The organism is Flavobacterium sp. (assembly GCF_036515215.1).
Taxonomy (GTDB): Bacteria; Bacteroidota; Bacteroidia; order Flavobacteriales; family Flavobacteriaceae; genus Flavobacterium.
Genome location: NZ_DATBVQ010000124.1, coordinates 1 through 25,773, shown reverse-complemented (window position 1 = coordinate 25,773; position 25,773 = coordinate 1). Strand labels below are relative to the sequence as shown.

Here is a 25,773-nt window from a genome sequence, read left to right as displayed (position 1 = left end):
AATGACGCACCGTTGGCTTGACCGATGTGTGAACCATTTGGATAAAGTACCCGTGAAATACGGATACGACCAAGCTTTTTTCCCTATTGTTCAGGGAAGTTGCTATAAGGACTTGCGTCAGCAATCAGCGGAATATATCGCAAATTCTAACCAAGTGGGGAACGCCATCGGTGGACTTTCGGTAGGGGAACCTGCGGAGGAAATGTACGCGATGACGGAAATAGTTTGCGAAATATTGCCCGAAGACAAACCCCGTTACCTGATGGGCGTGGGAACTCCGATCAATATTTTGGAAAACATTGCCCTTGGGATCGACATGTTTGACTGTGTGATGCCTACGCGTAACGCCAGAAACGGAATGCTGTTTACCGCAAACGGTACGATCAATATCAAGAACAAGAAATGGGAAGATGATTTTTCGCCAATTGACGAAATGGCCATCACCTATGTGGACACGGAATACACTAAAGCATATTTGCGTCACTTGTTTGCCGCCAATGAATACTTGGGGAAACAAATCGCCACGATTCACAACCTTGGGTTTTATATGTGGTTGGTTCGTGAGGCCAGAAAACATATCTTAGCGGGCGATTTCAGACCTTGGAAAGAAATGATGGTGAAGAATATGAGCCAGAGATTATAAATTAGGTTTTGGGTATTAGGTTTTAGGAACTGGAACCCAACACCCAATACCCAATATGCTAAAAAATATGTTAACAATAATAGATAAATACATCCTGAAAAGATACTTGGCCACTTTTGCGGCTATGTTGTTGATGTTTATACCTATTGGGATTATCATTGACGTATCGGAGAAGGTGAATAAAATGATAGAAAACAAAATTCCGTTATTGGAAATTGCGATTTACTATTATCATTTTACGATCTATTTCGCCAACAACTTGTTTCCGATTTTTCTGTTTTTGTCCATCATTTGGTTTACGTCAAAACTGGCCAACAACACGGAGATTATTGCCGTTTTAGGCTCGGGAATTTCTTTTACGCGCTTTTTGAGACCCTATATTATCGGTGCTTCGATTATTTCGGTTTTCGTATTGTTGATGGGTTTCTGGGTCGTTCCGGCGTCGAGCGAAGGCTTCAACAACTTCAGGTACACCTACCTCAAAGGGGGAGGGAAGGAGCAGATGCGTGGGGACAATACAGACGTTTACAGGCAAATCAATGACAATGAGTTTCTGTATGTCAACAGTTTCAATCCTGTATCTAATGTAGCCTTTAATTTTGCTTTAGAAAAATTCAAGAAGGACCAGCTGGTCTCTAAAATTACCGCCAGCAGAATAAAATGGAATCCCAAAGACAGTACCTATACCATGTATGATTACACGAAAAGGACCATTGGACCACTGGGCGATAAAATTGAGAAAATGCCAGAGAAAAATACCAAGTTCAGTTTTGAGCTCGAAGATTTGACTCCTGTAGTATATATTGCCGAAACGTTGAGTTTGAGTGAACTGTACGATTTTATCGACAAGGAAAAGAAGAGAGGTTCTTCTAATATCAATGTGTATATGGTCGTGTTATATAAGAAATTCAGCGTTCCGGTTTCGGCCTTCATATTGACCATAATAGCCGTTTCTGTCTCTGCGATGAAGAGAAGGGGGGGAATGGGGATGAACCTAACCATAGGAATCGCATTGGCGTTTGCCTATGTATTTTTTGACAAAATATTTGGCGTACTTGCCGAAAAATCAACTTTTTCGCCGCTGATAGCAGTTTGGTTCCCTAATTTCGCTTTCGGAATTTTAGCGATTTTTTTACTACGGAATGCAAAACGATAAATTCAAAAGTTACTTAAATCTCCATCTGATTGTGTTCATATGGGGTTTCACGGCCATATTGGGCGCCTTGATCACCATTACCGCCGATGCGATCGTTTGGTATCGCATGCTACTTGCGGCGGTGTTCCTGTCAGCTTTTATCGCCTTCAATAAAAAATCGTTTCGGATTCCCGCCAGATCGTTTGTCAAACTGATTTTTGTGGGTTTGTTGATTGCCCTACATTGGATTACTTTTTTTCATGCCATTCACGTCTCTAATGTTTCGATAACGCTTTCCATTTTTTCATTGGGTGCTTTTTTTGCATCGCTGCTGGAACCGCTTTTTTACGGTAGAAAAGTATTGTGGTATGAAGTGCTCTTTGGTCTCGTTATCATTGCGGGACTGGGAATGATCATGAAAGTTGAAGTTAGCTACCTGGAGGGAATGTTGTATGCTTTGGTTTCCATTATTCTGGGCGTGTTGTTTACGCTCATGAATGGCAAACTGATCGAAAACCACGACAGTTCAGTGATCTCTTTCTATGAGTTCATTTCTGGGGTTTTCTTTATTTCGATTTATTTTTTATACCAAAACAAATTCTCGACAGATTTCTTTGTTTTGACCTTCAATAACTGGATGCTGATTTTGATTTTGGCTTCTATTTGTACAGCCTATGCGTTTACCGCATCGGTGAAAGTGATGGAGAAATTGAGTCCTTATACGGTGATGCTTACCACTAACTTAGAACCGGTTTACGGGATAATTTTGGCCTATTTCATCATCGGGGGAAAAGAAAAAATGAGCATTTCGTTTTATATTGGAGCCGTAATAATACTGATTACCGTGATCCTGAACGGAATTATCAAACACAAGGACAAAGCGGTCTAATAGTGACCGCCATTAGCTTTTGGATTCAAACAGGCTAAGTAATGGCCCTAAGAATTTTATTTTCAGTAATTTAGCCTTCATAAATGCATTAATTCCGAATTGAATAATGAAAAAAAACAGAAAATTAATAGGGTTTTCACTGTTTGTCATAGTATTGGTTTTCGCGGGAAAATATGTTTATGACATGAATATCAACCACAATTTCGAGACAATTACCGAAGGGAAAGTGTACAAGTCGGGGGTCATTCCGCCAGATGAAATAGAAAGCTATGTCAAGAAATACCATATAAAATCAATTGTTGACTTGCGCATGCCGGGCACAAATGATTTGGTTTTAAACCCGGAGAAACCGGGTGAATTGCAGTCGGAAAAGTCGGCGGTTGCGAAAATAGGAGGCGTGAATTATTTTAGTAATCCTTCCGAGCAAGTGCCTAACGAAAAAAACATTGCCACATTCACTAAGATAATGGACAACAAGGATAACTATCCGGTACTGATACACTGTTACCATGGCACGGGAAGGGCCGAAATGTACTCCGCTTTGTACCGCATTGAATACGAAAAATTCACGAACGAAGAGGCGCGACAAGGCGTTAGAGCTTTGATAAAATTCAGCTCTTTTGATGACGGAACGCCAAAAGGAGAGTACCTGAAAGCATACCAAACAAGAAGTGAATTGGCTACCAAAAAGTAGTGCGTTTTTTAGTAAATTAAGATTTTTCTTGTAGAGTGAATTTAAAGTAGTCAATCACGGTTAGTGATTATAAGAGCAGCCCGTAAAGTATTTGTATAGAATTATTTACCAAATTTAAACTCGGAATCGGTGCCGATTTTCGCAGAAGCTCCGACCATTTTGGAATGTGTTGAGGGAGGGTTTCGCCACTTAATTCAAAAATAAAAGGCTGCAAACGATTTAATATTTTATATTTGCAGCTCGAATAAAAATCAAAAACGCACAAATCCTATGGAATATTTAGATTTTGAGCTTCCTATAAAAGAACTAGAAGATCAGTTAGAAAAGTGTCAAGTGATTGGTCTTGAGTCAGATGTTGATGTGACCAATACATGTAAACAAATCAGCAAGAAACTAATAGAAACCAAAAAAAGCATTTATAAAAACTTGACGGCATGGCAACGTGTACAATTGTCGAGGCATCCAAGCAGACCTTACACCCTAGATCATATTAAAGCGCTTTGCGGAGATACTTTTTTAGAACTTCATGGCGACAGGGGTTTTAAAGATGATAAAGCCATGATAGGTGGTTTAGGTAAAATTGACGGACAATCCTTTATGATTGTCGGACAACAAAAAGGATACAATACTAAAACTCGTCAGTACAGAAACTTTGGGATGGCTAATCCTGAAGGCTATCGTAAAGCATTGCGATTGATGAAAATGGCAGAGAAATTTGGTATTCCAGTTTTAACGCTAATAGATACTCCGGGAGCCTATCCTGGATTGGAAGCGGAAGAGCGCGGACAGGGAGAAGCTATTGCAAGAAATATCTTTGAGATGGTTCGTCTTCAAGTGCCTATTATTACGATTATCGTAGGAGAAGGCGCTTCGGGTGGAGCATTGGGAATAGGTGTGGGAGACCGCGTTTATATGTTGGAAAATACTTGGTATTCGGTGATTTCACCTGAATCATGTTCCTCTATTTTATGGAAAAGCTGGGAGTACAAGGAACAAGCTGCCGAAGCTTTGAAATTAACTTCTGCTGACATGAAAAAGCAAAAATTAATCGATGATATTATACCTGAACCTTTAGGAGGTGCACATTACGATAGAGAGGCTACATACATAACTGTGGAGCAATATATCATGAAAGGATATAATGAATTGAAAGACTTATCAACAAAAGACCTAATCGCCCAGAGGATGGATAAATACAGTAAAATGGGCGAATACAAAGAGTAAAATCTTACAAACACACAACTAATCCGAAGCCTTGCCGTTTCGGATTTTTTTTTGGTTATAAACAAAAAACGCTTACTTATAAACAATTATTTGTAATAAGTCAACAGCAATATTTTTTAATTTTATGTTACTTTCGCTACATGGAAAACTTCAGAAATATAAACCCAATTAAGGTAGATAAAACGACAATTATAAACCTCGAAAAAGGGAAGTTACCACCACAGGTATTAGAACTGGAAGAAGCAGTTCTTGGTGCCATGATGATTGATAAAAAAGGGGTAGATGACGTAATTGACATCTTACAACCGGATGCTTTCTATAAAGATGCGCATAAACATATTTTTGAAGCAATCGTACAGTTGTTCACTGAGACGCAGCCTATTGACTTGTTGACGGTATCGGCGCAATTGAAGAAAAACGCAAAATTAGATTTAGCAGGTGGAGATTTCTACTTGATTCAGCTTACGCAAAAGATTTCCTCATCCGCGCACATTGAATTCCACTCCAGAATTATTCTCCAAAAATTCATTCAGCGAAGTTTGATTCGAATTTCTTCTGAAATAATCGAAGAATCCTATGATGAAACAACGGATGTTTTTGATTTATTGGATAGAGCAGAATCTAAGTTATACGAAGTGACGCAGGGAAATATAAAACGAAGTTCCGAAACGGCGCAGAGTTTGGTATTGCAGGCCAAAAAGCGTATTGAAGAAATTGCTGGTCAGGAAGGATTGAGTGGTGTGGCAACCGGTTTTGAAAAACTGGATAAAATTACCTCAGGATGGCAACCGAGCGATTTAATTATTATAGCGGCAAGACCAGCTATGGGTAAGACCGCATTTGTATTATCGATGGCCAGAAATATGGCAATAGATTACGGGATGCCTGTTGCCTTATTTTCACTGGAGATGGCATCAGTTCAGCTAATCACCCGTTTGATTTCGTCGGAAACAGGTTTGTCATCCGAAAAATTACGTACCGGTAAACTGGAAAAACACGAATGGGAACAATTGAGCACCAAAGTTAAAAACCTGGAAAAAGCGCCATTGTTCATTGACGATACACCTTCGCTATCCATCTTTGATTTAAGGGCCAAAGCAAGACGTTTGGTATCGCAACATGGAATTCGAATTATCATTGTGGATTACTTGCAATTGATGACTGCAGGAGGAAATGGTAAAGGAGGCGGAAATAGAGAACAAGAAATCTCCACAATTTCCCGAAATTTAAAGGCCTTGGCAAAAGAGCTGAACGTTCCCGTTATTGCGCTTTCACAATTGTCGCGTGCCGTTGAGACACGTGGGTCAAGTAAAAGACCTTTGCTTTCTGACCTTCGTGAATCAGGTGCGATTGAGCAAGATGCGGATATTGTATCCTTCCTGTATCGTCCCGAGTATTATAAAATCGACGAGTGGGATGATGATGAGGCTTCACCTACCGCCGGCCAGGCTGAGATTATGATCGCGAAACACCGTAACGGTAGCATCGAAAACGTTCGTTTGAAATTTATTGGACATCTTGGAAAGTTTGATAACCTGGAGGATCATAGCGGTGGTTATGATGATCTGCCCTCTTCAATGAATCAGGATGATAATCCGTTTGTAACAAAAAACCTTCCTTCGGCACATGAAGCATTCGGAAGTAATTTGAATGATGATGATGACGATAGCGATATGCCATTTTAGAAATACCAAAAGCCTATTTAAATAGGCTTTTTTTTGGACCTTTATTTTTTATCATATATTCGAAATATTTATTACCTCTTTCTTAATAATTGTTTTATGTTTTTTTTTAATATGCTGACAGATACGGTTGAAAATATTACTATTAAAATTAGCGGAAATTGGAATAAAATAACGTAGGTGACAAATGTGCTTCTATATATCTTTTTCCAATTATTTATTATGTTTGAATGGTATAGCAGTTTTTCGAAAGATGAGACAATTTTACTTTCTGCGAGGAACTTAGGTATTTAATGGATTTTTCACTTTAAATAATTGTTTTATCCAAGATTACGCCTAAAATAATAAAAAGCGCTGTATTTTATTGTGTTAAAAAAATAAATTATCAGTATTTTAGCAATATTATTATTGCTATAACGAACTAATTTTAAGAACTTAAAAAAATATAATTAATGTCAAAAGAAACCACATCCGAAAAAGGAACATTTACTGTTGGAGGAATGATAAACGCCATTTCTTTAAAAAAAGCTCAAAAATGGGCAAAGCGGTGGGTGAAAATGGAGGGGAACTACAACAAACATCACAAACTCAATGCCTTTTTGATTCCGGCGGTAGATTTAAAAGAGTTATTGGATGAAGGCGGAACTCATGTTAGAGCTTATATTGGGGTTCAAAAGATAAAAGCTTCCGTAAAAGGAGAAAAGCCTACGTATATTGAAAAACTAATGTTTGTAGGGACAAAATTGGATTCTGAAACTGGCGTCTATGTTGATCAAATAAACTTTAGCACGGATATGGAAAGCAATCAAGCCGAAGCTGATGGTATATATGATTTTTCCACGCCATGTCCTCCAGCTGGCGATGCAGAAAGCCCTTTAGATTTTCAATAATGTATTATCCACTAGTAAATATAGGGTATGTAGTTTTATTCATTTGTTTAATTTTATTTATAAAGAGCAACGCTAATCAAGGGAAAGCCTATCTGATTTTTGCATGGTATTTAGGAATGGTTTTCAGTATCCAAATCATTTCCAATATCTTTATGAGATTGCGTATCAATAATTTGTTCTTGTCGCATTTTTATTTTGTTGGACAATTTATCTTTTTGAGTTTCTTTTATTTGAACGTTTTAAAAGAAGAACGGCAAAGAAAATTGGTGAAACTTGGTTTGTTGTTGGGTTTGTCGGCCATAGGAATTCAATATGTCAGTGATCCTGGTGTTTTCTTTAAATTCAATATGTTTGAAATATTTGTAACCTCTTTTTTATTAATTATTTATGCCGTTTTTCATTTTTACAATATGTTGAACGGAAAAAAAGAGTTTTATTACGTTAACATTGGGATTTTGTTTTACTTGTTTGGCAGTACGATATTATTTTTTGTCGGTAATTTGACAACTAAATTAAGCCCTAAAATAAGTTTGTTAACGTGGACTTTAAACGCCATTTTGTTGATCATTTTTTACCTTTTAATAGTGTACGAATGGAATAAAAGTTTTTCAAAAAAAGCAATTCAATAATTAAGATGAAAACAAATCCCATATATGAAAAGGAAATAGTATCGATTATTTTATATACTTCCCTTTTCTTTACTGTTGTGGCAATAGTTTTAATTTTGTTTTTCTACTACTCTCGAAAAAAGATTAGCCAAAAGGAATTAGAGAAAAAAAATTTGGTGATTGAACATCAAAGAGAACAATTACGGGCGGTTATTATTACGCAGGAAGAGGAACGAAAACGCATTGCGCAAGATTTGCATGATGAGATTAGTTCAAAACTTAACATCGTATCTTTAAACAGTCATTTATTGACAACACCAAATTTAGTGGATACGGAAATTTCAGAAATCACAAAAAATATTATTGATCTGGTGGGGAAGGCGTTGGAGAATACCAGAAGGATAGCCCATGATTTGTTGCCTCCAGTTTTCGACCAGTTTGGACTTGATGCCGGTGTTGAAGAATTGTGTTTAGAATTCAATAGCAGTAAAGCGGTTAAAGTTAATTACCAAAACGAAGTGCTGTTTGATAAGACGGATAATGACAGGCATCTGCACGTTTTTAGAATTTTGCAGGAGCTGATGAATAATTCCTTGCGTCATGGCAAAGCCCAAAATATAAGTGTCTTTTTCGAAGATAAGAATGAAAGCACTAGCTGCACATACTCCGATGACGGCCTAGGTTTTGATGTCCATTCCAGCGAAAGCAAGAATGGTCTTGGAATGAAAAACATTGAAAGTAGAATCGAATTATTAAAAGGAGTCATAACATTCGAATCGGGTTTAAATAAAGGAACGCTGGTCGTTTTTAATTTTTAAGGTATGGACAATCACATAAAGATAGTTTTAGTCGACGATGAAATTCTGTTCAGGAAAGGTGTTTTTTTTCTATTGGACAGGGAAAAGAACATCGAAATTATTGCCGAAGCCTCCAATGGGGTCGAGCTGGTCACATTCCTGAATGAAAATGAGAATCATCCTGATATTGTTATAATGGATTTAAAGATGCCCTTGCTGAATGGGGTAGAAGCAACCAAAATATTACACAAGGAATATCCGCAGATAAAAATCATTGCTTTGACCAGCTATGACTCGAGTTCTTTTATTGCCAATATGATTAATGTGGGTGCAGTTTCTTATTTGGTTAAAAACTCCACCCCTCAAGAACTGTTAAAAACGATAAATGAAGTTGCCGTAAAAGGGTTTTATTATAATGAAAAGGTGCTAAAAGTAATTCAACAAACAATTTCATCCTCCAAAAACAGTAAGTCTGCCCTAAATAATAATTATCTCACTAACCGCGAAATAGAAGTGTTACAACTGATATGTGAACAAAAAACAACAGCGGAAATAGGAGAAAAACTTTTTATAAGCCCTCGAACTGTTGAGGGGCATAGAAATAATTTGTTGCTTAAAACAGAATCTAAAAATAGTGCAGGACTAGTGGTATATGCAATTCAGAATGAAATTGCGGTTATTGTATAGCTGGATTCCATTCCTAATTTGCAAATTGTCTATATTTCAGTATTATTGAATTATAAAATTAATTGACAAAATATAAAATGTAAAGATAAGAATAGCTAACAGTAGAACGCCTATTTTTTGTAATAGTCGTAAGTTTTTGGAAGGACTTTTGTTTTCGTCGGGATTCATCATTTATGTTTTTATTTGATTCTATAATTTAAATTTCATCAACAAATTTAGAAATTGTAATCTGTATAGGTATACGTGTTTTTACCTGTTTTGGTTTTCAGGAAATGATTGTCTTATCTTTTTTGTTTTTAAAAGCACTTTTATTTGATTTTGTTCCAGAAAAATGATTCGCTTAAAATTCTGATTTGATGTGTTTAAACACTTTCCTTTCCTATCTTTGATATAAATAATTAAATAATTATGTCAGCTAGAATACTGTGTTTCCTTTTTTTACTCATTGCCATATCAACAAAAGCCTCTTTTATTTTGTTGCCCATGGATGAGAACACGCAACAGAACCATCTGAAAGCGTATGGGATTACATTTTGGTGTTTAGAAAAAAACTACAAAGCCAGTTGGTTACTAAATTATCGCGGCGGCTCATTTTTATTGCCAGATGCCACAGAAATACGGAAAGAATGCCAGATTCGCGGGGTAAGTTTTGAAATCCTAAGCGATAGTGAAGAAACCAGAATTCTGGAAGAAATATCGAGTCCCTCGCAAAATATGGAAACGGTTATCCTGGAAAAGGCGCCAAAAATTGCCGTTTATACCCCAAAAGGAAAGCAGCCGTGGGATGATGCGGTAACCTTGGTTTTAACGTATGCCGAAATTCCATTTACAGCTATTTATGACGAAGAGGTTTTAAGTGACCAGTTAGTGCTTTACGATTGGTTGCATTTGCATCACGAAGATTTTACAGGACAATACGGAAAGTTTTTTGGAGCTTACAGAAATGTTCCCTGGTATATAGAACAAAAAAAGGAAGCGGAAGAACTGGCGGCCAAATTAGGATATGCAAAAGTTTCTCAAGAAAAGGCGGCTGTAGCTAAAAAAATCAGAGATTTTGTAATTGGTGGCGGATTCATGTTTGCCATGTGTTCTGCAACCGATAGTTTTGATATTGCTCTGGCGGCAGACAGAGTTGACATCTGTGAACCGATGTTTGACGGGGATCAGAGCGAAGCCAACTATCAATCGAAGATGAATTACGGGAACTCGTTTGCCTTTAGAAATTTTATTTTGGAGAGACGACCCGAAAAATATGAGTTTTCTGATATTGACATGACCGAGAAAAGAAGAATTCCAATGGAAAAGGATTATTTTACCCTAATGGAGTTTTCGGCAAAATGGGATCCCATTCCTAGTATGTTATGCCAAAACCACACTCAACTGGTAAAAGGTTTTATGGGACAGACCACTTCTTTCGACTCGGGTTTGATAAAATCCAATGTGTTGATTATGGGAAGTTGTGAACTCAATGGGGAAGCGCGCTACATACATGGCGAGAAAGGGAAAGGCATGTTTACTTTTTATGGAGGTCACGACCCTGAGGATTTTCAACATCAGGTAGGCGATAACCCCACGGTTTTAGACTTGCATCCCAATTCTCCGGGCTACCGATTGATATTAAACAATGTTTTATTTCCTGCCGCCAGAAAGAAAAAACAAAAAACTTAGTGATAGAATTTCTGCACAAAACCAATTTGTAATTTATTGAAGAGAATGGATTTTACATCAATTTTACAGGAAATACAACAGGAGTTAGAAACTTTTCCAAGTGTTGGAACAGTTACTTCGACGATACCCGAATTAGCTAAAGTAAACCCAACGAAATTTGGAATACATCTGACAACTATAGGAGGAGAGGATTTCGGCATTGGGGATAGTGATGAGAAATTTTCCATTCAAAGTATTTCCAAGGCATTAACAGTGGCTTTGGCTTTTTCTTTTTTAGACGAAAAAATATGGAAAAGAGTAGGAGTTGAACCCTCGGGAACGGCTTTCAATTCCCTGATACAACTTGAATACGAAAAGGGAATACCAAGAAACCCGTTTATTAATTCAGGGGCAATTGTTATCGCTGACATGCTGGTCAGTTGTCTGAAAAATCCAAAGGATGATTTCCTGGAGTATATTCGGATGATTTCCGGAAGTCCGGCAATCGATTATAATTTGGCCGTGGCCCAATCCGAGAAAGACACACGTTTTAGAAATGCGGCGTTGGCTAATTTTTTGAAGTCTTTCGGCAATATAGATAATGATGTTGATGAAGTATTGGACTTTTATTTTCATCAATGCTCGATCGAAATGACATGCCAAGAACTTGCGCATTCTTTTTTCTTTTTTGCCAACGAGGGAAAAACAAAAGAAGGGAAGCAAATTTTGACCAAAAGTCAAGTGAAGAGACTGAATGCTTTAATGCAAACCTGCGGTTTTTATGACGAGTCTGGCGAATTTACATATAAAGTGGGATTGCCGGGCAAAAGCGGAATCGGTGGTGGCATTGTTGCTTTGTATCCTAAAAACTTTGTGGTTGCTACCTGGTCTCCAAAATTAAACAAGAAAGGGAACTCGGAAATGGGAATGCATGCGTTAGAATTACTGACTACCAAAACGGGAATGTCCGTTTTTTAAAAGACAACGGTTCTTATGAAAATAAAAAAGCTCCCGTCGTAGCGGGAGCTTTTGTGATTCATTTAAATAATGTAAATTAAACGATGCCGTGTTCATTTTCCTTGTCCAAGTATTCCTGCACAATTTCAATCGCATTTGTTACCACATCACTCAAGGCTGTAATAAAGCTTCCTTCTTCGGCACAATTGATGGCATGTCTTATGGCTTCCGTTTCTTTTGGTATAATTTCGTAGGTAACCTTTTTGCCCGAGTTATTTATTCCTTGCAAAATTAAATCGATAATTTCCTCTTCTGTTCTTCCTCTAAGGTATTTTTCTTGTCGAATGATAATGTGGTCGAACATTCTTGCGGCTATGGTAGCACACTCTCTGATGTCTTCATCACGACGATCACCGACACCTGCTATAATCCCTATTTTTTTAGTCGCATCGACACTTTGTAAATATTCTTCAACTCCTTTGTAGCCGGAGGCATTATGTGCGAAATCAATAAGGACTTTGAATTTTTTGAATTCAAAAATATTCATGCGTCCTGGCGTTTGCGCAGCACTCGGAATAAAAGTTTGCAAAGACAAGCTAATGTCTTCCGTTTTGAATCCCCATAAGTAACTGGCTAAAGTCGCGGCCAAAACGTTGGCAATCATAAATTTGGCTTTTCCACCTAATGTTAATGGTACGTGAGTGGCACGTTCGATTCGGATTTTCCACTCCCCTTTTTTGACGGTGATAAATCCATTTTCATAAACGGCAACTGTTTTTCCTTCGGCGCTTAATTTTTTTATAAATGGATTTTCTTCATCTAAACTGAAGTAGGCTACATTACAATTTAAATCGGCGCCCACTTTAATGCAATGCTCGTCATCTGCATTCAAAATGGCCCAACCGTCTTTCTTAATGCTTTTCACGACAGTGGCTTTCACTCTTGCCAAATCATCGAGAGTATGTATGTCGCTCAGTCCCAAATGGTCTTCCTGGATGTTGGTGATAATACCGATGTCACAGATGCTGAAGCCCAATCCGGAACGTAAAATTCCGCCTCTTGCAGTTTCCAAAACGGCAAACTCTACAGTAGGGTCTCTTAATACATATTGTGCACTTTGGGGTCCTGTAGTGTCCCCTTTCTCCATCATGTGATTCTGGATATAGATTCCGTCTGAGGTTGTAAAACCTACTTTATAACCGTTGTTTTTCACGATATGCGCAAGAAGACGGGTAGTGGTCGTTTTTCCGTTTGTACCGGTCACCGCGATTATTGGGATCCGACATGATTTCCCGGGAGGATACAACATATCAATAACAGGTGAGGCTACATTTCTGGGTAAGCCTTCAGAAGGTGCAAGATGCATTCTAAAACCGGGTGCCGCATTTACCTCCAAAATAACACCACCATTTTCTTTCAAGGGTTGCGTTAAATTTTCGGCCATAATGTCCACACCGCAAATGTCCAAGCCAATTACTCTTGAAATTCTTTCAGCCAAAAATATATTTTCAGGATGCATCATATCGGTGACATCTACTGAAGTTCCACCAGTGCTTAAATTAGCGGTAGATTTTAGGAAGACAATTTCGCCTGATTTTGGGATTGTCTCTAAAGTATAGTTTAATTTTTCAAGCAAATCTTCGGTATCGCGATCCACATCAATTTGCGTTAACACATTTTCGTGGCCGTAACCTCTTCTAGGATCCAGATTTTCAGTGGCGATCAATTCCTCGATCGAATTTTTGCCATTTCCTATTACATGGGCAGGAACTCTTTTTGCTGCGGCTACCAGTTTATTGTCGATTACAAGTATTCTAAAATCGAAACCGGTGATGAATTTCTCAACGATGATTCTCCTGCTGTATTCTTTGGCGAAAGCCAAACCGGAAACTGCATCTTCCCAATTGGTAACATTGATGGAGGCACCTTTTCCATGATTTCCATCGAGCGGTTTAAGAACAATAGGATATCCAATTTTATTAATTGTTTCGGCTAAATCCTCTTCACCCACACAGATACTTCCGCTGGCAACGGGAATCGAAGCCATATCGAGCATCTTTTTCGTCAGTTCCTTATTGCAAGCGATATCCACGGCAATACTACTCGTTTTACAAGTGATTGTCGCTTGAAAACGCATTTGATTTATACCATGACCTAATTGAACCAAAGAATTGGTACCCAGTCTGATCCATGGGATGTTTCTCGAGACTGCCTCTTCCACGATACTACCTGTACTTGGTCCCAGTCGAACACGTTCCCTGATTTCTCGCATTTTTTGTAAATCGCTTTCCAAATCGTAGTCGGTTCCGGCGATTAAGGCTTCGGCAATAGCAACGGCAGATTCGGCAGCAAATAACCCGACGTTCTCTTCCGTATAACTGAAAACAACATTATAAGTGCCAAGAGTTTTAGTTTCACGTGTTCTTCCGAATCCGGTATCCATACCGGCCAATGTTTGTATTTCAAGCGCAATGTGCTCAATGACATGCCCCATCCAAGTACCGCGTTCAACTCTGGAGAAAAATCCGCCTCGACAACCTTCGGAACAACGATGTTCTATCATAGTGGGGAACATGGCTTCTATCCGCTCTCCGAATCCTTCGATTTTGTTGGTGGGAAACTGTTCCATTTCTTCCAAATCCAATCTCATTTGGATTAATTTTTTTCTTTGGATACTCCATATGTTTGGACCACGAAGTGCTTGAACTTTTATTATTTTCATAAAAACGGAAAGGTTAATTGCTTTGAATGTTTCTTGCTATTTATTTAGAAATTTTAAAATAAATTACAGTATGCGAGCAATTTAAAGTTTTTAAAATGTGAATCAAAATTTATTGATTTAAATTAACATTTACAATTAAGGATCATTCGAAAAAAAGACTCAACTTCAATAGGTCTTTTTGTCTTTTTAGTTATTTTTGCCAAATGAATATACGAGGGAAACTAATTATTATAGGTGGTGCAGTAGATAAAGGTAGTTTTACTGAAACGGACATAGATAAAAATGCGTCAAGCAATTTAAAATTTTTTGAAACTGGGATTCTAAAAAGGATCATCAGCGAATCAAAACATAAAGAGAATTCACGGATAGAAGTAATTACAACGGCATCAAGTATTCCAAAAGAAATTGGTCCTGAATACGTAAAAGCTTTTGAATATTTGAATGCCATGAACGTTGGCGTTCTCTATATTGAAAAACGAGAAGAAGCTGCAGACGAAAATGTTTTGGTCCGATTAAAAGCGGCAGATATTGTAATTGTGACTGGAGGAGATCAATTGCGTTTGACATCCATTCTTGGAGGAACCCCTTTTCACGACATCTTATTGGATAAGTACCACAATGAAGAATTTGTTTATGCGGGAACTTCTGCTGGAGCGGCGGCAGCTTCGAACAATATGATTTATCAGGGGAGTAGTTCTGAAGCTTTATTGAAGGGTGAAGTGAAAATAACAAGTGGTTTGGGCTTGATTGACGGAGTTGTTATCGATACCCATTTTGTAAGACGCGGAAGAATTGGCCGATTGTTTCAAACCGTTGTCAGTAACCCGAGGGTTCTTGGGATTGGTTTGGGTGAAGATACAGGTTTGTTAATCACCAATAATACCCAAATGGAAGCAATAGGTTCCGGTTTGGTGATTTTAGTTGATGGTCGTGATATCAAGGACACTAATTTGACTCAGGTACAATTAGGTCAGCCCATTTCAATAAATAATTTGGTGGTTCATGTAATGAGTATGAACGACACTTACAATATTGAAACTCATACGATGCAAATTGAAACTTCACATTACATTTAATATAAGATTTAAGATATCGTAAATCAATAATGAAACTAATTATACACGGCGGTTTTTTCTCTGAATCGTCAACCAGTCAAGAGACTAAAATAGCCAAGCAAAATGCTTTGGAACGAATTGTTAAAGATTCTTACCACTTTTTAAAAACGCATTCAGCCGTTGAAACGGTCGTTTATGCGGTTTCACTTCTGGAGGATGATGCATTGTTTAATGCAGGAATTGGTTCCCAAATACAAGCTGATGGAAAGATCAGGATGAGCGCTGCAATTATGGACGGGGAGACCCAAAAATTCAGTGGAGTCATCAACATTGAAGCGGTGCAAAATCCCGTGCAGGTCGCACAAAGGTTAATGCAATATGACGACCGAGTGCTTGGTGGAATCGGGGCGACGAACTTTGCCAGACAAAATGGTTTTGGACCATTTTCAACAGAAATTCCACAACGTAGGAAAGAATATGAAGCCAAATTGAAGTCACTTGGAACCGGAACTGTTGGATGCGTTGCTTTTGATCAAAACGGAAAAATTGCCGTTGCCACGTCGACGGGTGGCAAAGGATTTGAAATACCCGGCAGAATTTCCGATTCGGCTACAGTGGCAGGAAATTATGCGAATGAATTTTGCGGAGTGAGTTTGACCGGAGTGGGCGAAGATATTATGAGTAATGCAACCGCCTCCAAAATTGTAACCCGGGTTACTGATGGATTTTCATTAGAAGTAGCTTTTGCCAAAACTTTCAATGAACTAAAAGCCTATGATGGATTTGCGGGAGCGATAGCAATTGACCACAAAGGGAATGTACATCACTTAGATTCACATCCCAGTATGGTTTTCGCTAGTTTTGACGGGGATAATTTCGAGGTGTTTAACTAGATTAAATCTCATTGTTTCTCCTTGTTTTCTGACGGCTTAATTTCAATTTAAGGAAAATTCAAACCAGATTGGAATATGATCCGATATTTTTCTCGCTTCTTTAAGGGAATTGAAGTTTTTGTAAAAGGAGATTATTCCTGAATTTAGACTCCTTATTTTAGTGGTTTTGTAATACATATTGTCGTACTCGGAGGCAAGACATCTGTTGTTTTTACATTTTTGTTTGAGGGAGGTTTTTTGCCCAGCCAGAACAGATTGATATCCCATTTTTTTTAATGGATTGAAAACGGTATGAGATTGAGGACAATTGAAATCGCCCGCAAAAATCAAATTCAAAGTAGGGTATTCATAAGGTAAATACTTGAAATATTTAATCTCTCGTTCAGGCTGCTTACTTTTGGGTATAGCGTGAAAATTAACTACGGTAAATTGTTTGTTATCATATTGAAAAGTACAATAATACGGCTCCCTTTCAATCTCCATGTGGAATTTTTTTTCAAGCCAAGCGGGGCCTATTTTTTTTAGTTTTTGCGTTTTCCAAATATAGGCATAGCGTTCCTGTTTATAAGGGCTGCCGCTCGTTGGTTTACTTATCACATAATCCCATTTGTCTCCTTTTCGATTGAGTTCATCTGCCAGTTTAGCGACCGCTTGAGTTCCTCCATATCCCGCCACAACTTCCTGAATCGCAATAATGTCGAAATGGCGGACTGTTTCTACCATGAAAGCAATTTCAGCATTGGATTTGGATCTGCCTAAATTTTGAAGATTCCATGAGAGAAGTTTGGTTTGGGAGTAAAAAACGGAACAAAAAAGGAGAAAGAGTATCGAAAGTAAATTTTTCATTTATGGGTTTAAAATAAGGCAGAATAAACCGCAACTTAATGAAATATTTCGGACAACAGCAAAGAAATTCGGTATTTATAAATTATGGATGAGTTCCAAATTTGACTGGGAATTATTGATTAGGGTCCACTTTTAGTTTGTACTCGTATCCTTTGACGTCGGTGGCAATTAATTGGTTTTGACTGATACGTTCTGCGACAATTTCTATACCCTTGGCTTCGGTTCCACTTATCATACCAATCCCAATTTCGCCTTCTATATTTACCGAGCCAAAGACCTTATTTCCATCTTCATCCGTGCCGTGAACTTTATAGTTGTTTTCGTCTTGGCCCAGTTCTTCTTCACTGCTGTCATATTCATACATGTATTCGGCAATAGCTGTTTCATTAGTTTTTTTAGACAATTTTGCGTCAGCTGCAGCCGTGGATTCAAATATAATGTCTGCTGTTTTCTCCAGTTTGTTTTCATTCTTGCAAGATCCTAGTCCAAGCGCTAAACTTAGGAAGATTAATTTTGTGGTATTAATTCTGTTTATCATTGCATTCATTTTTATCAAAAGTAAGTGGAAAGAAATTGGTTTGTTTACGGGAAACCTCATTTGGATAAGAAATATTTTAAGTTTTTCAAATTCCGCTGATACTTGATTAGAAGTCTTTTAATTAAGGAATGTCAGATTCATGGAGAGACAATTATTTATGTAGCTTAGTGTATTTTATTGGAGATCTCTACTTCATTATAGTAAACCTTTTTTCGAACATCATTTACGAAATTGACAGTTTCATTTTTCAATTTTAGCGGAACTGTTTTTTTAATGGATATTCCGTTTTTTAGATTTATCGTAATTTCGAATCGCTTGAAATTGTTCATTTTTGCTATCAAAAACACCATCAATAAAGACAAAATGAATAAACTTAAGCTAGCTTGTAAGTAGAAAATTGTAAAAAGAGTAATAACGGCGGAAAACATAATGAGTAAAAATTCATAATGGGGCTTTATTTTCTTGGCCGTAATGAAGATATCTTTTAATTCAGAAAATAATATTTCGTTTTTTGCACCTGCTTTATAAAATACGTGTAGTCTGTCATTTTCAACAGCTATTTTATCTATTTTTTTATTACTATTCATGGAAAGTGTTGGTAAGTTTATTTTATTGGATGTCAATTTATACGGTGTGTAACGTCCTTTATTTGTTCTTATAGATTTTTATTAGGATATAAGCAACACACGCTGCTCCTATAAACAACATTGTTATTTGGATAAGCAGAAGTAAATCAAAATCGAATACAGATTGCAGTTTCATAGCATGGGTTATTTTGTTCTGCAAACGTAGCTGCAATAATTAGCATTTGTTTACGGGAAACCGCATTAGGAGAAAATAAAAAATGAATTCGGATAATTGTAACACGTGCAAAACTCTAATCAAGGTTGGATACTAATTAGCGCTTGATTTAGAATTGTGTTTATTGATGAATAACGATAGTATTGTAATGCCGCTTTTTCGAGTGGCGATGTAGTGTGGGTATTGCAGAGGAATTTGGACGTGAAATGTTAGGTGTCTATTGGCTCTTATATCGTATTTATTCGCAAGTTGTAGTGAATTACTTTCATTTTAATTTTTGAAAACCTTTTGATTTGTTTTTCGGTTAAAATGGATTTGTCTTTTGCTTTCTTTAGCCGTCCAGCCAACACCTCAGATTTTATTTTCATGTAAGGATATTTGGCCAATGAAATCGTGTTGCCTGTTAAAGACCTGTTATAGTGCTTAATGTATTCTTTTACATAATTGCCGTAATCATCAAGACGTTTGGACCATTTGGCAGTTTTAACTTTATTTTTCACTTCTTCAAGAGGGCTGTATAGTGTGTCGTTATTTTCCATGGCTTATGATATATGTGAAGTTAAATTCGGCACAAACATAAATACATTAAAAACGACTTCCTTACGGGAAACCGTAAAGCGGAAAGAAGATTAATTATCCAAACTCAGAAGATGCGTTTAATGGGATAGCTTTCCTTGAATGAAATGGCCAAATTATACTAAACCTAAGTCTTTCGATATAGCGATCAGATGCACATTATTATTTGCTTTGAAGTAAATTTTAAGTTTATTGATTCGTTTCTCGATACTGCTACTGCCATTTGGTATAATACCTGAGCTCTTAAGCTCCTGAGAAATCTCATCTAGAATAAAACCCTTGGATAATAATTTTAATAAAGTAATATCATATGCCTCAATTTCGAGTAAGGATTTGTCTCTCAAAACATCGGACCATTCGGAGGATAGAATTTTTTCGTCAGCGGAATAGATACTTTCAATGGCTTTCTTAAGTTGCGGGATACTGTTTCTCCCCTTTGAAACATACGCATTAATTCCTAAGTTGTTGAAAAGAGATTTAATTCTGTACGATTTATCTTCAATCGAAAATACAATTGTTTTAATGCCGGGTTGTAATTTTTTTACGGCTTCAATAAGTTCATCACCGCAAGTCAGTTTGTTCTCCCGGTGATCAATTTTGAATGAAAGATCACTAATTAACAGATCGTAAGGAACGTCGTCATGGAGTGCCTTTTTTATTTGCAATAAAGCATCATCACAGTATTTGGCATGATGAATCTCTGTAATGGATAGCTCCGTTAATGCTTGCGCAACAGCGATGCTAATACTATCCAAATCTTCGGCTATTAAAATTTTCTTAAACATGAAGTCGGCTATTATATAGGAAAAGTGATATCTACTTTGAATCCCTTATTGTATTGATTATCAAAAGTAATCGTTCCTTTTATAGCATGAATACGGTTTTCCACATTTTGGAGCCCATTTTTTAAATTTATTTTATCAAAAGGGACTCCAAGCCCGTTATCAGTGTAATTGAGATGCATTTTATTTTCGGTTACGTTGAAAGATAATAAGACCAAACTACTTTTACTGTGCTTTTTCATGTTGACCAGTAGCTCCTGAATAACACGATAGAGCGTTATTTTTTTTGATTTATCTATGATTGACCAGTTGACCGTCTCCATACCGTTTATTATTATATGCGTATTGTCCGTATTAAAAGCAGACATCATTTCTTTTATATTAGGTAGAAAATAAGGTCCTGTTTCGATAACGCTATTTTCCTGCGAAATGTTTCTTGTTCGGGAGTAAATCGTGTCTAGGTTGTTGAGTAACGTTTCTTTATTCTGAGTAGTGGATAAATCTTGTGTTTCTGCGAAGGTCATTGTCTGATAGACGTCGTTCGCCAGTTCATCATGCAGTTTTTTTGCTATTCGAATCTCTGTATTGTAGGAACTTTTTAACTTTTCTCTTTTGTTTTTTGCCGAAAGGTAATAATAGGTGAATAATGCGATGACGAAAGCGATTACGACTATGAAATAGATCAGTAAGTTTTTGTTTTTTTGTTGTTGCAGCTGGATAATTTTTTGCGCTTTTAGCTCTATATTTTCCTGCTTCTCTTTTTTAAAGTCGTATTTAATTTTGGCAAATTGATTTTTAGCCTGTTGTCGGACTTGCCTAATGCTATCATCGATATGAAGATATTGTAAGGAATATTTTTTAGCCAGGTTTCCACTACTGTTTTGTATTAATAACCTTAAACATTCAAGGCGAGAATCTACACTTTTTAACTTTGTTGATTTTTTATATCCTAAAAGAGCATACTTATTAGATAAGTTGGAGTTTTTTGTTTTGTAATATCCTGATAAATTGTAATAGCTTCCAATCAAATTCCAATTATCATTCATTTTTTCTCTTATTTTCAGTGCTTTATTTAGGTAGTAAAGGGCTTGAGGTTGGCCGGACTTAGTATAGGCATCACCTAAATTGCCATTAATATTGGCATATGTTATGGGATTATTGATAGATTCTCTTTTTAAAGTTAAGGGTAATAAAGTTTGTATTGCCCTTTGATAATCCCCTTTTTCAATATAAGCTTTACTGATATTATTCAAAATACCGGATTTAATGTCTTCATCGGTTTTTGAATTTATTGCTTTTTTGAAATAATATATAGCATTATCATTTTCGTGTAGTAGGAAGTAATTATTACCTAGCCCAATATATATGTTAGTTTCTCCATAAGGGTACTTGTTAGGCTGTTCTATAAACGGAAGAGCTTCAATGCTGGTAGTTTCACTTCCGGAATAGTCTCCCCGATTTCTCTGAATTTGTGCTATCCAACTTATAGAGTGAATAATTCTCGAAGTGTCTTTTTGCAGTTCGGCAGCATCTTTGGCTTTGTTGTAGTAATAATAGGAACTGTCAAATTCTTCATTTTGATAATGTTTTTGACCAATTGCTAAGAGATTATTAATCGCCGTAACGTCCTGTTCTGGCCGGGAATTATTTTGCTCGTTTCTCTCGCATGATTGAAAAACAAAAAGCATCGCTAATAAAATGATGTGAATCGAAAATCGCAGTTTTTTTAATACCATATGACGAAAATAGGGTATTAATTCGAGTATTGTTGTAACATGAGATGCTATTTTTGCGAATGGTTTTTTTTTGTTTCGGCAGCTTATTAAAAACAAAAAAACCCCAATCTTTCGATGGGGTTTCTTTATAAGTAAGTAAGCTAAATTGAGTTGATAAAACGTTTATTTTACTTTATTAAGTACAGCTTTGAAAGCTTCAGGGTGGTTCATAGCTAAATCTGCAAGAACTTTACGGTTCAATTCGATGTTATGCTTTTTCACTTTACCCATGAATTGTGAATAAGACATTCCTTCCAATCTAGCTCCAGCGTTGATACGTTGAATCCATAATGCACGGAAATTTCTTTTGTTCACTTTTCTGTCACGGTAAGCGTAGCACATTGCTTTCTCTACCGCATTTTTAGCTACTGTCCAAACGTTTTTACGTCTACCAAAGTATCCTTTGGCTAGCTTCATTATTTTTTTTCTTCTTGCTCTTTTTGCAACTGAATTTACCGATCTTGGCATAATTTTATTGTTTTTTTGTAGCAGGCGTCCCGAATTGAATCAAGAGAACTTAAAGGCCATACTCCAAGGTTATTTTAAATTGTTTTAACCTAAAGAATTGTTATATAATTCTTAATTGTTGTTTGATGCTTTTCATATCTGTTTTGTGAACTAGCGCTGAATGTGTCAAAGCTAATTTACGTTTTTTAGATTTTTTGGTCAAGATGTGACTTTTAAAAGCATGCTTTCTCTTAATCTTTCCAGAACCAGTAACTTTAAATCGTTTCTTGGCGCTAGATTTGGTTTTCATTTTAGGCATTTTTTCCTAGTATTTTAATTTATTCTTACTTACTTATCTTTATAGTCCAAAGTTTGAATGTCTAAAGTCCAAATGTCAATTGCTGACTTTTTACTTTAAGACTTTCCACTTTACAACTTATTTTTTCTTCTTAGGAGCAATGAACATAATCATTCTCTTTCCTTCCAAAACTGGCATTGCTTCCACCTTACCAAATTCCTCCAAGTCCGTAGCCAATCTCAATAGTAAGATTTGCCCTTGGTCTTTATAGATGATTGAACGTCCTTTAAAGAAAACAAAAGCTTTCAATTTAGCACCTTCTTTCAAGAATTTTTCAGCATTCTTTCTCTTAAACTCATAATCATGCTCGTCTGTTTGTGGTCCAAAACGAATCTCTTTAACAGTTACCTGTGTAGATTTTGCCTTTAGGATTTTATCACGTTTCTTTTGTTCGTAAACAAATTTCTTGTAATCCATGATTTTACAAACTGGCGGCTCTGCATTAGGAGAAATCTCAACTAGATCCAATTCAAATTGGTCAGCTAATCTTAGAGCCTCCGAAAGTTTAAAAACTCCAGGCTCAATATTTTCACCTACAAGCCTTACTTCTTGTACCCCACGAATAAGATTGTTTATTCTGTGGGCATCCTTTTTTTCTACGCGAGGTTGATAACCTCTGTTGCTTCTTATTGCTATGACTTTATAATTTAAGTTAAACTGTAAATACTTTTAATGTTTTTCCGATCTCTTCGTTCACCATCGAAGCAAATTCTTCTATAGTAACGCTCACATTACCTTTCCCTTCTTGCCCATGGCGACGGATAGAAATAGTGCCGTTTTTTTCTTCCTCTTCTCCTACAATCAGCATAAACGGGATCTTTTGCATTTCAGCATCCCTAATCTTCTTCCCAATCGTTTCGTTTCGGTTGTCAATCTGGGCGCGAATTTCGTGATTTTCTAGCGAATCTAAAACTTTTTTGGCATATATTTCATATTTCTCGCTCAAAGACAATATTATGGCCTGTTCTGGCATCAGCCAGAGTGGGAAATTTCCTGCTGTGTGTTCCAGTAAGATGGCTATAAAACGTTCCATTGAACCAAAAGGCGCTCTATGGATCATTACGGGTCTATGTAATTCGTTATCAGATCCTTTGTAAGTCAAATCAAAACGTTCCGGCAGGTTATAATCTACCTGAATAGTACCTAATTGCCATTGTCTGCCCAGCGCATCTTTCACCATGAAATCCAATTTTGGGCCATAGAAAGCGGCTTCGCCATATTCAACAACGGTATTCAAACCTTTGTCGGCTGCTGCGTTAATGATAGCATTTTCGGCTTTTTCCCAGTTTTCATCGCTACCAATATATTTATCTCTGTTCTCTTTGTCTCTCAGAGAGATCTGGGCGGTGAAATTTTCAAAACCTAATGAACCAAATACATATAGCACCAAGTCGATTACTTTTTTGAATTCTTCGTCCAGTTGTTCAGGAGTGCAAAAAATGTGTGCATCATCCTGAGTAAACCCACGTACACGTGTCAAGCCGTGCAATTCACCGCTTTGTTCGTATCTGTAAACAGTACCAAATTCAGCATAACGCTTCGGTAAATCTTTGTATGACCAAGGTCGCACGTTATAAATCTCACAGTGATGAGGGCAGTTCATTGGTTTTAACAAAAACTCCTCTCCTTCTGACGGAGTGCTTATAGGCTGAAAGCTATCTGCACCGTATTTGGCATAATGCCCAGAAGTCACATAAAGTTCTTTTTGGCCAATATGCGGTGTAACCACTTGCTCGTAACCAGCTTTTTTCTGTGCTTTCTTCAGGAATTGCTCCAGTCTTTCTCTCAATGCAGCCCCTTTTGGTAGCCATAAAGGTAAGCCTTGACCTACTTTTGCTGAGAAAGCAAACAATTCTAATTCTTTTCCTAGTTTTCTGTGGTCGCGACGTTTCGCTTCCTCAAGTAAAGCCAGGTATTCTGCTAGCTCTTTTTGTTTTGGGAACGAAGTCCCGTATACACGAGTTAACTGTTTGTTTTTTTCGTCGCCACGCCAGTAAGCCCCGGCAACGCTCATGATTTTCATGGCCTTGATAATTCCTGTGTTCGGAATATGACCACCACGACATAAGTCAGTAAATGTATCATGATCGCAAAACGTTATTGTCCCGTCTTCAAGATTGGTAATCATCTCTGTTTTGTAAACATTGTCCTTGTATAGCTCTAACGCATCCGCTTTAGAAACAGGACGTAATTTGAATTCGTGCTTTCCTCTCGAAATCTCAAGAACACGGTCTTCTATTTTTTTAAAATCAGCATCAGTGATCTTCTGGTCTTCAAAATCCACGTCATAATAGAACCCGTTAGAAATTGCAGGCCCAAGTGTTAATTTGATTCCGGGAAACATTTCTTCAAGAACTTGCGCCATGACATGCGAAGTCGAATGCCAGAAAGCTTTCTTGCCATCCGCATCATTCCAGGTGTATAATATAAGACTGCCATCCGTAGTCAAAGGAGTTGTTGTTTCAACTGTCGTACTGTTAAAGGAGGCCGAAATTACATTTCTGGCAAATCCCTCACTAATGCTTTTAGCAACTTCCATAGGAGTTACGCCTGGCGCGAACTCTTTAACTGACCCATCGGGCAAAGTAATCTTAATCATTGTTTGTTAATTTAAGAGTGCAAATATAGTCGATTACAAAAATAGATACAATATATATATAAGGTTTGTTCTATATATAGGTGCAAAAACAAATTGCGGGCATTTAAATGAGTTTTTCCGGGAGCTATTTCCCGCTATTCGCTGCAATCTTATATGCCGAACCCCGGCACATAAGGATTTTCGCTGCTATCGGGGCTAGGGCAGTTGGGTTAAACGTTTATTTTGGCAGGATAAACGATGGTATATAAGGTCAGACCACTTCCGCAAAGTCTCCCTTTCCTTTAGTGAGGTTAGGAGAGAGGGTAAAGTTATCTGTTTAATATGGTATATAAGGTCAAACCACTTCGGTAAAGTCTCCCTTTCCTTCGAAGGGGGGCGGGGAGAGGGTGGAGTATGTCTTCAAAACACACAATTCCAGTAACTTAAAATTAAAGTTAAGAAAACAACAAAAAAAGGTTCTCAGAAAGCTTGAATTACACAATAAAGGTGGTAATTTTGCACCCGCAACAACGCAAACGTTTTTACTTA

At 37.2% G+C, this 25,773-nt stretch carries 25 protein-coding genes; 14 read left to right on the top strand and 11 right to left on the bottom strand.

The features are described from left to right. From VIH09_RS08730 to VIH09_RS08675, 12 genes are all read left to right on the top strand, one after another. Positions 1-643 (top strand): tRNA guanosine(34) transglycosylase Tgt (locus VIH09_RS08730; protein ID WP_331579996.1); only part of this gene is annotated, 643 nt, incomplete at its 5' end. Between the two features lie 67 nt (positions 644-710). Continuing rightward, positions 711-1,799, top strand: a complete 1,089-nt coding sequence (locus VIH09_RS08725; RefSeq protein ID WP_331579994.1) for an LptF/LptG family permease — start codon at positions 711-713, stop codon at positions 1,797-1,799. Next, positions 1,786-2,667, top strand: coding sequence for a DMT family transporter (locus tag VIH09_RS08720; RefSeq protein WP_331579992.1), 882 nt, complete (start codon positions 1,786-1,788; stop codon positions 2,665-2,667). The genes VIH09_RS08725 and VIH09_RS08720 overlap by 14 nt, the downstream gene beginning before the upstream one ends. 106 nt (positions 2,668-2,773) lie before the next feature. Then, entirely contained in the window at positions 2,774-3,361 is a 588-nt protein-coding gene (locus VIH09_RS08715) for a dual specificity protein phosphatase family protein (RefSeq protein ID WP_331579990.1), read from the top strand. A gap of 270 nt (positions 3,362-3,631) precedes the next feature. After that, positions 3,632-4,585, top strand: a complete 954-nt coding sequence (locus tag VIH09_RS08710) for an acetyl-CoA carboxylase carboxyltransferase subunit alpha (RefSeq protein ID WP_331579988.1) — start codon at positions 3,632-3,634, stop codon at positions 4,583-4,585. A gap of 140 nt (positions 4,586-4,725) precedes the next feature. After that, the gene (gene dnaB / locus VIH09_RS08705; protein ID WP_331579986.1) at positions 4,726-6,270 is read left to right on the top strand and encodes a replicative DNA helicase; all 1,545 of its coding nucleotides are present in this window, start codon (positions 4,726-4,728) and stop codon (positions 6,268-6,270) included. A 449-nt stretch (positions 6,271-6,719) separates the two neighbouring features. Further along, positions 6,720-7,157 carry a hypothetical protein gene (locus VIH09_RS08700; RefSeq protein ID WP_331579984.1) on the top strand — a complete coding sequence of 146 codons (438 nt, stop codon included), beginning with the start codon at positions 6,720-6,722 and terminating at the stop codon, positions 7,155-7,157. Beyond that, positions 7,157-7,786: a hypothetical protein gene (locus VIH09_RS08695; RefSeq protein ID WP_331579982.1), complete on the top strand. Its 630-nt coding sequence runs from the start codon at positions 7,157-7,159 to the stop codon at positions 7,784-7,786. The genes VIH09_RS08700 and VIH09_RS08695 overlap by 1 nt, the downstream gene beginning before the upstream one ends. A gap of 5 nt (positions 7,787-7,791) precedes the next feature. Then, a complete protein-coding gene (locus tag VIH09_RS08690) occupies positions 7,792-8,583 on the top strand; it encodes a sensor histidine kinase (RefSeq protein WP_331579980.1) in 792 nt (263 codons plus the stop codon). Positions 8,584-8,586: 3 nt separating this feature from the next. After that, entirely contained in the window at positions 8,587-9,249 is a 663-nt protein-coding gene (locus VIH09_RS08685) for a response regulator transcription factor (RefSeq protein WP_331579978.1), read from the top strand. Positions 9,250-9,657: 408 nt separating this feature from the next. Next, a complete protein-coding gene (locus tag VIH09_RS08680) occupies positions 9,658-10,917 on the top strand; it encodes an asparagine synthetase B (RefSeq protein ID WP_331579976.1) in 1,260 nt (419 codons plus the stop codon). Between the two features lie 45 nt (positions 10,918-10,962). Further along, entirely contained in the window at positions 10,963-11,874 is a 912-nt protein-coding gene (locus VIH09_RS08675; RefSeq protein ID WP_331579974.1) for a glutaminase, read from the top strand. A gap of 76 nt (positions 11,875-11,950) precedes the next feature. On the opposite strand, the gene cphA is transcribed toward VIH09_RS08675, so the two are convergent. Beyond that, positions 11,951-14,575, bottom strand: a complete 2,625-nt coding sequence (gene cphA, locus VIH09_RS08670) for a cyanophycin synthetase (protein WP_331579972.1) — start codon at positions 14,573-14,575, stop codon at positions 11,951-11,953. A gap of 203 nt (positions 14,576-14,778) precedes the next feature. On the opposite strand from cphA, the gene VIH09_RS08665 reads away from it, so the two are divergent. Both VIH09_RS08665 and VIH09_RS08660 read left to right on the top strand, forming a co-directional pair. After that, entirely contained in the window at positions 14,779-15,651 is an 873-nt protein-coding gene (locus VIH09_RS08665; RefSeq protein ID WP_331579970.1) for a cyanophycinase, read from the top strand. 29 nt (positions 15,652-15,680) lie between these two features. After that, positions 15,681-16,523, top strand: a complete 843-nt coding sequence (locus VIH09_RS08660; RefSeq protein WP_331579968.1) for an isoaspartyl peptidase/L-asparaginase — start codon at positions 15,681-15,683, stop codon at positions 16,521-16,523. Positions 16,524-16,565: 42 nt separating this feature from the next. On the opposite strand, the gene VIH09_RS08655 is transcribed toward VIH09_RS08660, so the two are convergent. The 10 genes from VIH09_RS08655 to thrS form a co-directional block, all read right to left on the bottom strand. Then, positions 16,566-17,369 carry an endonuclease/exonuclease/phosphatase family protein gene (locus tag VIH09_RS08655; protein WP_331579966.1) on the bottom strand — a complete coding sequence of 268 codons (804 nt, stop codon included), beginning with the start codon at positions 17,367-17,369 and terminating at the stop codon, positions 16,566-16,568. Positions 17,370-17,481: 112 nt separating this feature from the next. Continuing rightward, on the bottom strand, positions 17,482-17,907 hold the full coding sequence (locus tag VIH09_RS08650; RefSeq protein ID WP_331579964.1) for a hypothetical protein: 426 nt from the start codon (positions 17,905-17,907) through the stop codon (positions 17,482-17,484). 164 nt (positions 17,908-18,071) lie between these two features. Next, the gene (locus VIH09_RS08645) at positions 18,072-18,494 is read right to left on the bottom strand and encodes a hypothetical protein (RefSeq protein WP_331579963.1); all 423 of its coding nucleotides are present in this window, start codon (positions 18,492-18,494) and stop codon (positions 18,072-18,074) included. 441 nt (positions 18,495-18,935) lie between these two features. Then, complete coding sequence (locus VIH09_RS08640; protein ID WP_331579961.1) at positions 18,936-19,247, bottom strand: hypothetical protein; 312 nt, start codon at positions 19,245-19,247, stop codon at positions 18,936-18,938. 153 nt (positions 19,248-19,400) lie between these two features. Continuing rightward, a complete protein-coding gene (locus tag VIH09_RS08635; RefSeq protein ID WP_331579959.1) occupies positions 19,401-20,069 on the bottom strand; it encodes a response regulator in 669 nt (222 codons plus the stop codon). Positions 20,070-20,080: 11 nt separating this feature from the next. After that, positions 20,081-21,802, bottom strand: coding sequence for an ATP-binding protein (locus VIH09_RS08630; RefSeq protein ID WP_331579957.1), 1,722 nt, complete (start codon positions 21,800-21,802; stop codon positions 20,081-20,083). Between the two features lie 162 nt (positions 21,803-21,964). Then, complete coding sequence (gene rplT, locus VIH09_RS08625; RefSeq protein WP_007136183.1) at positions 21,965-22,309, bottom strand: 50S ribosomal protein L20; 345 nt, start codon at positions 22,307-22,309, stop codon at positions 21,965-21,967. A 100-nt stretch (positions 22,310-22,409) separates the two neighbouring features. Then, entirely contained in the window at positions 22,410-22,607 is a 198-nt protein-coding gene (rpmI, locus tag VIH09_RS08620) for a 50S ribosomal protein L35 (RefSeq protein WP_022827375.1), read from the bottom strand. Between the two features lie 117 nt (positions 22,608-22,724). Beyond that, entirely contained in the window at positions 22,725-23,282 is a 558-nt protein-coding gene (infC, locus tag VIH09_RS08615) for a translation initiation factor IF-3 (protein ID WP_414656147.1), read from the bottom strand. Between the two features lie 16 nt (positions 23,283-23,298). Further along, positions 23,299-25,245 carry a threonine--tRNA ligase gene (gene thrS / locus VIH09_RS08610; RefSeq protein ID WP_331579925.1) on the bottom strand — a complete coding sequence of 649 codons (1,947 nt, stop codon included), beginning with the start codon at positions 25,243-25,245 and terminating at the stop codon, positions 23,299-23,301. Between the last annotated feature and the right edge of the window lie 528 nt (positions 25,246-25,773).